We start from the raw sequence: 13,144 nt of genomic DNA, 5'->3' as shown, positions 1-13,144 counted from the left end.
TTTCAATTCCCTCCCACTCGGCGCGAGTGGGTTATCGGTATTTCCAATCTCTCCGCGATCCGCACCAGATCGGCGAGCGATGCCGCCGCCATTTTGTGCATCACGTTTCTTCTGTGAATCTGCAGCGTCACTTCGCTGATCCCCAATTCGGCTGCGGCCTGCTTGTTGAGAAGGCCGCTGACGACCAGCGGCAGCACCTCGCGCTCGCGCGGCGTCAGGTCGAGATAGTGTTGTCTGAGCATGTCGATCTCGGCGCGCTCGGCTCTCTTTTCCCGATCCTGAGCAATCGCCGCGTGGATTGCCGCCATGAGATCCGCATCGCTGAACGGCTTGGTCAGGAAGTCCACCGCGCCATGCTTGATCGCACGCACGGAAGAGGGAATGTCGCCGTGTCCCGTAATGAAGACGATCGGCGGATGATCCCTGTCTGCGATCTGTCTCTGCAGATCGAGACCGTTGATGTCAGGCAGCTCGATATCCAGCACGAGGCAGGCGGGCACGTCCGGCTTGTCCGCTCTCACGTAGTCGCAGGCCGATTCGAAGGTAATGGCGTGCATGCCGTGCGAGTCCAGCAGCTCGCCGAGCGCTTCCCGGATACGTTCATCGTCGTCGACGATAAAGACGATATGGTCGTCGGCCGTCATGGCGCCGCCTTCGTTTCAATAGGCAATGTGAAGATCAACGTTGCTCCGCACGGATTGTTCTTCTCGGCCCACAATCGTCCGCCGTGCAGTTCGACGATCGAGCGGCAGATGGCCAGCCCCATGCCCATGCCGTTTTCCTTCGTCGTAAAGAACGGCTCGAACATCTTTTCGGGAAAGTCGATGCCCTGGCCGCGATCGCTGATCTCGGTCTGGAGGATATTCCCGATCTGGCGCACGCGGATTTCGATGACCCTGTCGCCTGTCGTGGCGTCCATTGCCTCGATGCCGTTGCGGATGAGATTGATCAGAACCTGCTGGATCTGGATGCGGTCGATTGCGATGAGCGGAAGGGTGGCGTCGACCTCCACCTCCAGCCTAACGTGACGACGCCAGGCCTCGTCGGCCATGAGGTTGCGCGCTTCGTTGACGATGCCGGAGAGCGTCGATGGGATCCTTCTGTCTGCGGATTGCTTGAACAGAGCGCGAATGCGGCTGACGACATCCGCCGCCGAGTTGGCATCTCGGATGATGCGCTCGACCGTCCTCTGTGCCCGCTCCATATTCGGCGGTTCGGCCATGAGCCAGCGCTGGCAGGCGTGTGAGTTGGCCACGACGGCCGCAAGCGGCTGGTTCACCTCGTGCGCGATGGAGGCTGAAAGCTCGGCCAGGCTCGCCACTTGGCTCGCCCGTGCAAGACCCTCTCGCGCTCGGCGCAGATCTTCCTCCGCGTGAACCTCACCGTCGATATCAAGGCAGATGACATTCCACTGGACGATGACGCCTTCGGCATTGCGCATCGGTGCCGCACGCGTCTCGACCCAGCGATATTCACCATCATGGCGCCGCAGACGGTGCCTACGCGCATAGGGCTCGCCAGTGGACAATGAATGGGCATAGTTTTCTTTGACCCCTGCCACATCGTCGGGATGAACACCGGCATCGAGTGTGCCGTCCAGCCGGGTTTTGCCCGTTCCGTCCAACTCCTCGAGATTATAGCCGAGGAAGTCACGCAGTTGCTGGCTGCGATAGATCGGTTCTCCATCAGGTGCTGCGCAATCGATCATTGCCGGCAGCGTTTCAACGAGCTGCCAGAGCGATCGTTCTCTCTCCCGCAGTGCCTCCTCGACGCGCAGTTGATCGTCGATGTCATGCGACAGACCATACCATTGGACGATCCGGCCGCTCTGATCCCGCAGCGGCTCCGCGCTGCCTTTCACCCAGCGATAGACGCCATCGGCGCGCCGCAGGCGATACTGGCTGGAGAAGCGCTCCCCCGTAGCGAAGGAATGGTTGAGCGCTTGCTCGAGGCTGGCTGCATCGTCGGGATGGACGGCGGCCTCGATGAGCGCCGCCAGCCGGCTGACGCCCGGCTTTTCCATATCGGCAATGTCGAGACCTAGAAAATCGATCAGGCGCTGGTTGAAGAAGGTTGGAGCGCCTTCCGGATTGAGCCGCCAGAGCAGGCTCGGAACCATGTCCACGAGTTGCGAAAGCTCCCGCTCCCGGTCGCGTAGCGCTTCCTGCGCGCGCATCTCATCGTCGATATCGACGGATATGACATACCATTGCATGATCGCGCCGCTTTGATCGCGTAGCGGCTCGGCTCGGCCATCGACCCAGCGATAGGCTCCGTCGAAACGGCGCATGCGATATTTTATCGAGAAGGAATCGCCGGTGGCGAGGGAATGGTGAACCGTCTCCAGCAACCTCGATGCGTCATCGGGATGGACGAGAGTGTGAATGACCGAGGAGAGGCGGCTCATGCCGGGCCTGTCCATATCGCCGACATCGAGACCGAAAAAGTCGATCAGGCGCTTGTTGAAGAAGACCGGTTCGCCTTCCGGCGTCAGGCGCCTGATCTGGACCGGGACCATGTCCACGAGCTGCGAGAGCTCGCGTTCGCGGTCGCGCAACGCCTCCAGCGCGCGCACCTCCTCGTCGATATCGAGGGAGACGCCGTACCATTGCACGACCGTTCCGTTGTCATCGCGGCGCGGCTCCACCCTGCATTCGGCCCAGCGGTAGACGCCGTCCTTTTCAAGCCAGCGAAACCGCATGACGGAGCCGCCGCCGGTTTCGAAGCAATTGCGTAGCGTGCGCTGCACGTCGGGCGCATCCTCGGGATGAATCAGCTGCCGCAGCAACTCGTCGATGCGCGGTTCGGCCCGCGCGTCGAAATTGGCGATGACGGCACGGAAATGATCCTGGTAGCGTTTGTTGAAGTAGGTCGATCCGCCTGTCGGTTCCACGCTCCATATGCGGACCGGCACGGCGTCGATCATCTGCTGAAGCTGTCTTTCGCTCCGCCGAATGGCCTCTTCGGCACGCATCTGATCGTCGATATCGTGACAAAGCCCGTACCACTGGACGATGTTTCCGGCCTGATCGCGCATCGGCTCGGCGCGGCTCGACATCCAGCGAAAGAGACCGTCGGCGCGCCGCAGCCGATACCGCATGACGAAGCTCTCGCCGGTGGCGAGGCAATGGCGAAGGGCGTCCCTGAACCCGGCTGTATCATCGGGATGAACGGTGGCCTGCAGGACCGCCTCCAGCCGGCTCATGCCTGGCCTGTCCGAGTCCGCCACGTCAAGACCCAGGAAATCGACCATCCGCCTATTGAAGAAGGTTGGCTCGCCCTCGGGCGTCAGACGCCAGACATGGCTCGGAACCATGTCCACGAGTTGCGAGAGCTCCCGTTCCCGGTCGCGCAACGTCTCCACGTTTTGGCGCAATGTGAGTACTGCCAGCTGGTGCTGTCGGGATATGGCGGCGACAATCAGCGCCGAAAATGCCGAGATGGCCAGAAACAGCTGCAGCATGATCTGATTGTGTTTCTGGGATTCGGGATCACCGGCAAACTGGCTGGCGCCTGTTATCGTGAATACCGCCGTGATCAGAGCAAGCAGAGCGAGCGATACCGCAGCGCCCTTGAACTCGAAGCGGACTGCGGCCCAAAGGAGAGGCGGCATGATAATATAGGCGAAAGGAAGGTAGCCGCTCAGTGAAAGAGCCGCGACACCGAGAAAGATCAGCGCCAGGACGCAGGCTTCCACCCATTGCGCGGCCGAGAACTGCGTCTTGCTGCGCCAGCTGTGAAAGAGGACCAAGGCCAGCGGCGAAACGATGAGGACACCGGTTGCGTCTCCGATCCACCATAGCGGCCAGGCCGTCGCGAAGGATTGCGATTGAATCGCGAACCAGGCAAGCGTGGCACTTCCCACGGTCGCGCTGACAATCGGTGCAATTCCGGCAGCCAGGATGACAAATGTGAGAACTTCCTGCAGAGTTTCCAACTGAACTGGGTGCTTCAAGGTCCGGTTCACCAGCCATGCCGCGACCATTGCTCCAAGAGCGTTGCCGACATAAATCAGGAAGGCCGCAGGCACGGGGCTGTAGAACCACAGGAAATTGCTGAACATCTCTGCCAGGCAGCCCGCCAGGATCCACCATGGCCAGCTGCGCCTGGAGGCAAGGATGAGGGTCGCGACGAAAAGCCCGCCCGGAGGCCAGATGGAAATACCCGTTCCCGGCACGATTGCCAGCGACTGTGCGAAGCCGCAGGCGAGTACATAGGCGAGGAAGAAAAGCCCCAGATGTAGGAAACGGGGACGGTGCGACCAGACGCTCAGCATCAACTGCTCCTGCCGGACAGAGAAAACCGGGGGATCATCAGCATTTCCTGCAGCAGTCGTTCTCGATTTCGGGGCTGGCGAGCTCATGTTACAAAGCGTAATCCCGCCGCACCACAACCGCAACTCATGGAAACCCATGCATCGCGCGGGAACGTAGCCGGAATTTTCGGGCGGACGACGGATCGGAAGACTGTCCTGTTTTCCCGATGGCGCATCCTAGACGTCAGGCTGGTACCGCTATGCCCTTCGGCTAGGGCGCCAGACCTCAAGAACGATGGAAGGCGTCCGGCTTTCCGGTCATTGTCGATCGGCGTGAGGCATTGTAGACGACATGCAACAGAGGATGCCGATATGAAAGTCACGGTGGTGGGAGCAAGCGGTCTCATCGGAACGCGGCTCAGCGAGAAGTTGCGCCGATCGGGCCACGACGTCGCGGCCGCATCATTGTCGCTTGGCGTCGACACGGTCACCGGCAAGGGTCTGGACGTGGCGATGGCGGGAACCGAAGTCGTTGTAGACGTGACCAATGCCGCATCGTTCGGCGACAGTTCGGCGTTCGATTTCTTCAAGGCGTCGACGAAGAACTTGCTCGCAGCTGCGGCGGAAGCCGGCATCAGACACTATCTCGCACTCTCGGTCGTTGGCACGCCGCGCCTCGTGGAAAGCGACTATTTTCGCGCGAAAATGGTACAGGAAAATCTCATCCGGGCTTCAGGTCGACCCTATACGATCCTCCGCTCCACGCAATTTTACGAGTTCATAAACGGATTGATCGACATCGGGGCCGAAGGCAATGTCTTTCGATTGCCATCGGCCTTGATGAGACCGGTCGCAGCCGGGGATGTCGCAGCATTCCTGGCGGAACTGACAGCCGGTGCTCCCTCGGGCGATGTCGTCGAAATCGGCGGCCCGGAGCAATTCGGCATCGATGAAATCGCCCGGGTCTATCTCGCCGCGAACGAAGACGAACGGCAGGTGATAACCGATCGATCCACGTCGTATTTCGGTGTCGAACTGACCGACGACGCACTGATTCCCGGCGCTGGCGCGCGCGTGGCGCGCCAGACGCTTTCCGACTGGCTCTACCAATCGATGGCCGCTTAGCAACCGGCTTCTGCGGTAAGCATCGGGTTTGAAATTTTCCAACGAAGGTAATACTTTCCAACAGGAGAGTATTACAAAGGCGCCCGATATGGCCACGACCGTTACCGCGAAAGGGCAGGTGACCATTCCCAAGCGGGTCCGGGATCTGCTTGGCATCGTTCCGGGCAGCCAGGTCGATTTTCATCGCGCTGCCGACGGCAGTGTGGTTCTGACGCGCGCTGACAGGAAGCGGCCGGTCAGTCGTTTCGAGAAGCTACGCGGCCATGCCGGCAAGGGCCTCGACACCGACGCTATCATGGCTTTGACGCGTAGCGAAACGTGACGCTCGTCGACACCAAAGTTCTTCTGGGCCTCGTGACCGGTGACCCGAAATGGTCGAGTTGGTCCATAGCCCAGCTCGAGACGGCGAGCATCGAAGGTTCCCTGCCGATCAATGATGTCGTCTATGCCGAACTTGCGGTTCGATACGACAGGATCGAAGCGCTCGAGACTTTTCTGGAAGAGGCCGGCCTCGATATGAGGCCGATGCCGAAGGCCGCCCTGTTTCTTGCGGGCAAGGTCTTCACGCAATATCGCAAGGCAGGCGGGTTGCGCACCGGCGTGCTTCCCGATTTCTTCATCGGCGCTCACGCAGCCGTAGAACAACTGCCGCTGTTGACCCGCGATATCGGCCGCTATCGGTCCTATTTCCCATCATTGAAATTGATAGCGCCTGTTTCCTAAGCTCCCTGATAGGGCGTGTGTCGAAGCATTCAACAAACCTTCATGAAGCTCAGGGTTGAAATGGTCGCGCCCAACTCCAAATCCCGTCGGCGGTAGTCGAAACGCGAGGGGAGGGCGTATGGGCAACGCGCATATCGATCGGATCGGCCGGGACAAATCGGCCTTGGGCTTCGTTCTCGTCATTTTCTGCCTCCTGTCCTGCCCCCAGGCATTGGCGGCACCCGCCGATATCGGCGACCTGACGGTGAGCCTGCCCGATGCCGCTTCCGGCTGGAGGAAAGCCGGCAAGGGCAATCTGTTCATGCTGCAGAAGGATTTTCCGGAAACGGAGGATGACAAGCGCGGCAGTGCTCTGATCCAGATCACCAAGCCGCTCCCGGCGGCGCGCAATTCTCTGCAGGCCGGCATGAAGACCTTCGTCGCGACGCTTCCCGACATGGCGAAGGAAGATATCCTGATCAAGCATTATGGGGTCACGGTGAACGGCTACGACATCCGCGTGGAAGAACGCTGCTGCGTCCATCAGAAGAACGTGACCATTAACCAGATCGTCGTCGGCATCGCCGGCGACGAGCGGCAGACCTATCTGCAGCTCGTGTTGCTGAATGTGAACGGGGACAGAAGCAGTAGCGCCGAGGCCGATTTCGCAACCCTCGTGCGCTCGGTGAAGCTTGATCCTTCCGACAAGGATTTCGATCTCGTGCCGGCGAGCGATGACGGCGGGCTGGACGGCGTTTTCACCCATCTCGATACCGGTCTCCGGCCGAATGTCTTCGGTGGTATGGATTTCTATTCGGACAGCACGATCACCACGTTCGATCCGAAAGGGCTGTTCAGCACGGAACTGCCGAAGGGCGGCCGGAGCATTGCCGAACATTGCAGGGACACCCCGACCGATTGCGGCCTCTACAAGCTTACCGGCGGCGGGTTTTTCTCCTCCGCCGGGTCGATCGAAATGCGTAGCGTCACCTCTGCCTACGGCACAATCGAGATCGAGACGAAACCATTCTCGAAAAAAGGCGAAGACCTGGAAATTGCCGACGCAGACTACCGCGCCGTGCCGCCATTTGATGAGGGTGCGACGCTCGACGGCGAATGGGTATCCACCTTCGCCTCGAGCGGCATGACCGCGACCTCGTCGGGATCGGTGGCGTCCAGCCATACGATGACGCTTCGTCGAAACGGTACTTTCGAACGTACAGGCTGGTCCGGCGCCTCGATCACGAACGAAATCGGCGGGTCGCAATCGGGCGTCACCACGTCAAGCAACCGGCCGGGCGCAAGCGGACGCTACAAGCTTTCCGGCTACCGTCTCGACCTGACCGATGCGAGCGGCAAGACGGAAAGCATGAGCATATTCGAGCCGGACAAAGGTTCCGACGGCCTTCTGGTGATCAACGGCAACAACTACCTGAAGGACGATGGGAAATAGAGAGAAAGCGCCCAAGCTATTGATACATTAGGATTATATGGCGACGCGGTTGACCTCCCGGTCGGCTGGAAAGCCACCGTGGTTAGTCACTTCGAGTGATCGGCAATGCGTGAATCACTTGAAATCTGGCTCATGTCGCCAGCCGCCGCGATGGCGCTGAAACGGACGGTTTGGTTAAGCATTTGTAAATTGGTAACGAATCGAGGCATATAGTAACTGCGCAACTGAAGCGCTTTCGTTCAAAATTGCGCAGTTACTTGGGAAAAAGATCATGCAGCCGAGCCTTGCTCTTCAGGACGATCAAGAGCATCTCCCGTCGCTTCTGGCAACAGATGCGAAGGAGTTATCCTATCAACTTCAGCAGCATCAGGCAAAAATCTTTCCCCCGCTCTCGCAAAAGACCATCAGAACATTTTCGCCGGCGGAAGCTGCGGCCTTCATCGGTATCGGCGAAGGTTATCTCCGCCAGGTGGCCGCCGACGGCCATGGGCCTGATCCGCTCGCAAACGGACGGCGGCTTTACAGTGCAACCGATATGGACCGGATTCGCCGGGTCCTCGACGAGCGAAACGGAACGCCGAAATATGTGCCGGCCCGCAGGCCGGGGGAAAAGCTCCAGATCGTCTCCGTCATGAATTTCAAGGGCGGCTCGGGCAAGACCACCACCGCGGCCCATCTGGCGCAGTTCATGGCGCTCAGGGGCTACCGCGTGCTCGCCGTCGACCTCGATCCGCAAGCCTCCTTGTCCGCCTTGTTCGGCCATCAGCCGGAATTCGATGTCGGAGAGGGCGAAACGATCTACGGTGCGATCCGATATGAGGAGCCGCGCCCCATCGCCGACATCGTGCGTGCCACCTACACGCCCAATCTGCATCTCATTCCGGGCAATCTCGAGCTGATGGAATTCGAGCACGAGACGCCGAAGGCGATGGCGTCGGGGACGGCGGAGACGATGTTCTTTGCCCGCATCGGCGAGGTCCTGACGGAGATCGAAAGCCTTTACGACGTCGTGGTCATCGACTGCCCGCCGCAACTGGGGTTCCTGACGATGTCGGCGCTCTGCGCGGCAACCTCGGTCTTGATCACGGTCCACCCGCAGATGCTGGATGTCATGTCGATGTCGCAGTTTCTGACGATGACGAGTGAGCTGATGTCGGTCGTGGAAAAGGCCGGCGGGCGTACTAGCTATGACTGGATGCGCTATCTCGTGACGCGGTTCGAGCCGAACGACGGACCGCAAAGCCAGATGACCGGCTTCATGCGGGCGATCTTCGGCAATCGAATGCTCCACAACGCCATGGTGAAGTCGACGGCGGTCGCCGACGCCGGCGTCACCAAGCAGACACTCTACGAGGTCGAGCGGTCGCAGTTCACACGCGGAACCTACGATCGGGCTCTGGAGTCGCTCAACCTCGTGAATGGCGAGATCGAGGCGCATATTCGCTCGACCTGGGGGAGGAAATAGATAGATGGCGCGCAAGAACCTCATCGAAATCTCCGCTCCGAGCCCGGAAAGAATGGACGCAGTCGCACCGCGCGACAATCGCCCGATCGCGGGATTCGTGCCGCAGGAGCGCAGTGCAGCGCCGGTCGGCGGCATTACCAAGACGCTCGGCAACATTACCGAGAAAATGGAGCGGGCGAGTGAGCTGGAGCGGCAGCTTGCCACCGGCCAGACCATCGTCGAACTCGATCCCGGCCTGATCGACGCTTCCTTCGTCAGCGACCGATTGGCGATCGATGCGGCCGAACTCGCGCAACTTGTCGAGCAGATCCGCGAGCATGGGCAGCAGGTTCCGATCCTTGTCCGCCCGCATCCCGAAACCAGGGGACGCTATCAGGTCGCCTACGGCCATCGGCGCCTGGCTGCCACCCGAGAAATCGGCATCAGGGTGCGTGCGGTCGTCCGCGATCTCACCGACGGTCAGCTGGTCGTCAGCCAGGGACAGGAAAACAGCGCTCGAACCAATCTCTCCTACATCGAGCGCGCGCTCTTCGCATCGCGGCTCGAGGAACGCAGCTTTGGCCGCGATGTCATCATGGCGGCTCTCGGCGTGGACAAGGCGGCGCTGTCGAGAATGCTGATCGTCATACGACAGGTCCCCCTTGATCTCGTCAACGCCATAGGTGCAGCACCTGATATCGGCCGCCGGCGATGGTTGGAACTGGGCGAGCGGCTTGAGAAAGCCGATGTCGAAAGGATCATCGCGGAGTTGTCCGCGGACGACGCGCGTAAAATTTCGAGCGACGAGCGGTTTCAGCGGGCACTCGTTCTGGCAACGAAGAAGACGGCTGCGCCGAAGCCGGCGGTGGCCAAAGCCCAGGTTAGTGGCGTGCCTGTCATGATCAAGAAGACAGCATCCGGTGCGACCTTCGTCTTCGACGGCAAGACCGCGCCCGGTTTCGATCAATTCGTCCAGGAAAGGCTGAAGGGCCTGTTCCAGGAGTTCAACAAGGACAGAGGAGCGTAGCGCGCAAAAGAAAAAGGCCCCCAACGACGACGCCGTGGAAGCCCTTCTCAGATCTTAAGCACATCGAGAATCGCATTTCCCCGAATCACAGTCAAGCGTCTTAGGCACCAAATTGGTGGATGGTTTTCTTTTGCCTGAACGAAGGTGAAGGCAAATGGAGAGTGGATATGTGACGACGCCCTTTGGGCGGCGGCCGATGTCGCTTGGCATGCTGGCAAGCCAGCAACTGGCCGAGACCATCGAGCCGGGAATGAAACGCAGTAAATGGAAGCTGTTCAGGGCGATCTGCGAAGCGCGGCCGGCGCTTGGCGTCACCGATCGGGCGCTGACGGTGCTCGATGCGCTTCTGACCTTCTACCCTGACGACGAAATCTCCGAGGAAAAAGGACTGATCGTCTTCCCGTCGAATGCGCAGCTTTCGTTGCGCGCTCGAGGCATGACCCCAGCCACCCTCAGGCGGCATCTTGCCGTCCTGGTCGAGGCCGGCCTGATCCTGCGCAAGGACAGCCCGAATGGCAAACGCTATGCGCGCCGCGACAGGGCAGGGGCCATCGGCGAGGCTTTCGGCTTCAGCGTCGCACCGCTTCTGGCGCGTGCTGTCGAAATCGAAACCCTGGCCGCCCAGGCGGTTGCCGACCGGGAGCTGCTGCGGGTGACCAGGGAACGCATGACGCTGTGCCGGCGCGATATCTCCAAGCTGATTGAGACGGCCCTCGAAGAAGGGGTTCCCGGTGATTGGGAAGGCATTTCGGCGATGTTTCGAGCGCTTCTTGCCCGACTTCCACGCGTGGCGACAGCCGAAGACCTGGCACCGCTGCTCGACGAGATGGGGCTGCTGCGTGCCGAGATCGTCAACATGCTGGAAATACGGATAAAAACAAAAAAAATAGACGCCAATGAGTCTCAAATTGAGCATCACAAACAGAATTCAAATCCCAACTCCATTTATGAATTTGAACCAAGCTTCGATACGAAGCAGGGCGAAAAGGCAGCGGCCGATAATGACCCGAACGCCGGGCCGTCCGACGAACGAAGATTGAAACCGCAAAAGCCTTCCGGCGGGATGAGCAACAGGACGGGGGGCGCGGCCGATCCAGGCGCCGGACCAAGCCTGAAATCCTTCCCGCTCGGCCTCGTCCTCCAGGCCTGCCCCAGTATTCTCGATTACGGGCCTGGCGGAAGCATCGGCAATTGGCGAGACCTTATGTCGGCGGCCGTCGTCGTGCGCTCGATGCTCGGCGTCAGTCCCTCGGCCTATGAGGAAGCCTGCTCGGGCATGGGGCCGGAAAACGCCGCAACCGTGATCGCCTGCATCTTGGAAAGGGGTGGGCACATCAATTCGCCCGGCGGTTATCTCAGAGATCTGACCCGAAGGACCGAAAGGGGCGAATTTGCGATCGGCCCGATGCTGATGGCGCTCGTGCGGGCGAATGGGCCGGCGGCGAGGCATGCCAGTTGATCGTGAGAAAGCGACTGCCTCGACATTCGCGTAGGCAGTGCGCAATCACCTCTTTACAGCTAACATGTTAGTTTGCTACATCTGATCCGTTCATTGGGAGGAAGCATATTTGACACAAAAATTCGGGCTCTCGGTTGCTCTTGCCACGCCGTTCGACAGCAATGGCGATATCGCGATCGAGGCGATGATCGAGCAGGCACGGCGCAGCCTCGCGGCCGGCTGCTCGAGTGTGACCCTGTTCGGGACGACGGGTGAAGGCTCTTCCCTCGGCACCCAGGAACGTGAGCGTATCCTCGCTTCCATGCTCGACAGTGGGATAGCCGCAAAGCAGATCATCGTCGGTGTGCTGGTCGACGCTGCCGAGGATGCGGCGATGCAGGCCGGTCATGCGCTCTCCAAGGGAGCCCGCAATATCCTTCTTGCGCCACCGTCCTATTTCAAGAACGTGAGTGACGACGGCGTCTTCCAGTGGTTTTCGGCTGTTTTCGCTATTCTGGGCGACAAGGCGCGAGACATAATCGTCTACAACATTCCTTCGGTCACCATGGTTCCGCTGAGTGTATCGCTAATCGGCCGGCTACGAACCGCCTTTCCCAATGTCGTTACGGGCGTCAAAGATTCCTCCGGCGACTGGCCTTTTACGGAAAAGCTGCTGAAGGCGCATGGCGATCTCGTCATCCTGGTGGGCGACGAACGTCACCTGGCGAAGGGCGTGCGGCTTGGCGGCCAGGGTGCGATCTCCGGCATGGCGAATTTCGTACCTCGCGAAGTCAAGCTGATGGCGGAAGAGGGCAAAGACGATTCTCGCATAGAGGATTTCGTGGCCGAATTGTTGAAATTTCCGGTGACCGCTGCCGTGAAAGCGATGGTCGCTCACTTGACGTCGGATGAAATCTGGCTTGCGGTTCGCCCACCACTCGTTTCAATATCCGACGAAGGGCAGGCGCAACTCGCTCTTGCGTTCGACACTCTTTTCCGCTCGAAGGCGGCATAGGTCGGAGATGTTTCTGGGAGAGGCGATGGACGGAACGGACGAGCAGCCGACACTGCGGGAAAAGGCGTATGAGAGCTTCACACGCCATCTTCTTGCGCGTGACGTGCGCCCCGGCCAGTTCGTTTCGCAGCGGCGCCTCGTCGAGCTGACAGGGCTGACGCTTGGCGCCATCCGCGAACTCATCCCGAGGCTCGAAGCCGAAGGTCTGATCAAGACGGTGCCCCAGCGGGGGTTGCAAATCGCGCATATCGACCTGAACCTCATTCGCGAGGCGTTCCAGCTGCGCGTCTTCCTGGAGAAGGAAGCGGTCGCGCTTTTCACCCGCTCCGCGTCTGACGAGACGGTCGCCGGGCTTGTGAAGCAGCATCGGGATATCGCCGACGCCATTCGAAATGGCGATGGATCGCACGAATTGGAAGTACACGCGCAAGCTGTCGATTGGGGCATGCATGACGCCTTTATCGATGCTTTGGGAAATACCATCATCTCGAACGCCTACCGGGTGAACTCGATCAAGATGCGCCTGATCAGTCAGGACCGTTTTCGCATCGATGGTCACGTCGGACCTGTCATGGTTGAGCACCTGAAGGTGCTCGAGGCAATCGAACGACGATCGGCGGAGGACGCCGTCAACAGCCTTGTCGCACATATCAATCATGCAAGAGATCGTGCGCTCAGGATATAA

At 60.1% G+C, this 13,144-nt stretch carries 11 protein-coding genes; 9 read left to right on the top strand and 2 right to left on the bottom strand.

Annotated features, from left to right (window positions below):
• Nucleotides 1-2: 2 nt before the first annotated feature.
• Nucleotides 3-644 carry a response regulator gene (locus G9X67_RS30870; RefSeq protein WP_138388857.1) on the bottom strand — a complete coding sequence of 214 codons (642 nt, stop codon included), beginning with the start codon at nucleotides 642-644 and terminating at the stop codon, nucleotides 3-5.
• Complete coding sequence (locus G9X67_RS30865) at nucleotides 641-4,276, bottom strand: PAS domain-containing protein (RefSeq protein ID WP_138388858.1); 3,636 nt, start codon at nucleotides 4,274-4,276, stop codon at nucleotides 641-643. Before G9X67_RS30865 ends, G9X67_RS30870 begins: the two co-directional genes overlap by 4 nt.
• Before the next feature lie 351 nt (nucleotides 4,277-4,627).
• Here G9X67_RS30865 and G9X67_RS30860 point away from each other — a divergent pair, with 351 nt between their 5' ends.
• The 9 genes from G9X67_RS30860 (at nucleotide 4,628) to G9X67_RS30820 (ending at nucleotide 13,144) form a co-directional block, all read left to right on the top strand.
• Nucleotides 4,628-5,380 carry an NAD(P)H-binding protein gene (locus G9X67_RS30860; RefSeq protein ID WP_138388999.1) on the top strand — a complete coding sequence of 251 codons (753 nt, stop codon included), beginning with the start codon at nucleotides 4,628-4,630 and terminating at the stop codon, nucleotides 5,378-5,380.
• 88 nt (nucleotides 5,381-5,468) lie between these two features.
• Nucleotides 5,469-5,702, top strand: a complete 234-nt coding sequence (locus tag G9X67_RS30855; protein ID WP_138388859.1) for an AbrB/MazE/SpoVT family DNA-binding domain-containing protein — start codon at nucleotides 5,469-5,471, stop codon at nucleotides 5,700-5,702.
• Nucleotides 5,699-6,103: a type II toxin-antitoxin system VapC family toxin gene (locus G9X67_RS30850; protein ID WP_138388860.1), complete on the top strand. Its 405-nt coding sequence runs from the start codon at nucleotides 5,699-5,701 to the stop codon at nucleotides 6,101-6,103. Before G9X67_RS30855 ends, G9X67_RS30850 begins: the two co-directional genes overlap by 4 nt.
• 118 nt (nucleotides 6,104-6,221) lie before the next feature.
• Nucleotides 6,222-7,535, top strand: coding sequence for a hypothetical protein (locus G9X67_RS30845; RefSeq protein WP_171600414.1), 1,314 nt, complete (start codon nucleotides 6,222-6,224; stop codon nucleotides 7,533-7,535).
• Nucleotides 7,536-7,806: 271 nt separating this feature from the next.
• Entirely contained in the window at nucleotides 7,807-9,000 is a 1,194-nt protein-coding gene (repA, locus tag G9X67_RS30840) for a plasmid partitioning protein RepA (RefSeq protein WP_017991335.1), read from the top strand.
• Nucleotides 9,001-9,004: 4 nt separating this feature from the next.
• A complete protein-coding gene (gene repB, locus G9X67_RS30835) occupies nucleotides 9,005-10,006 on the top strand; it encodes a plasmid partitioning protein RepB (RefSeq protein ID WP_138388862.1) in 1,002 nt (333 codons plus the stop codon).
• A gap of 154 nt (nucleotides 10,007-10,160) precedes the next feature.
• A complete protein-coding gene (gene repC / locus G9X67_RS30830; RefSeq protein WP_171600413.1) occupies nucleotides 10,161-11,465 on the top strand; it encodes a plasmid replication protein RepC in 1,305 nt (434 codons plus the stop codon).
• Nucleotides 11,466-11,574: 109 nt separating this feature from the next.
• A complete protein-coding gene (locus G9X67_RS30825) occupies nucleotides 11,575-12,459 on the top strand; it encodes a dihydrodipicolinate synthase family protein (protein ID WP_138388864.1) in 885 nt (294 codons plus the stop codon).
• A 7-nt stretch (nucleotides 12,460-12,466) separates the two neighbouring features.
• Nucleotides 12,467-13,144 carry a GntR family transcriptional regulator gene (locus G9X67_RS30820; protein WP_171600412.1) on the top strand — a complete coding sequence of 226 codons (678 nt, stop codon included), beginning with the start codon at nucleotides 12,467-12,469 and terminating at the stop codon, nucleotides 13,142-13,144.

The sequence above is a fragment of the Rhizobium sp. WYCCWR 11152 genome (assembly GCF_013087615.1).
Taxonomy (GTDB): Bacteria; Pseudomonadota; Alphaproteobacteria; order Rhizobiales; family Rhizobiaceae; genus Rhizobium; species Rhizobium indicum.
The sequence above is the reverse complement of the archived record's forward strand: the minus strand, read 5'-3'. Positions and strand labels throughout refer to the sequence as shown.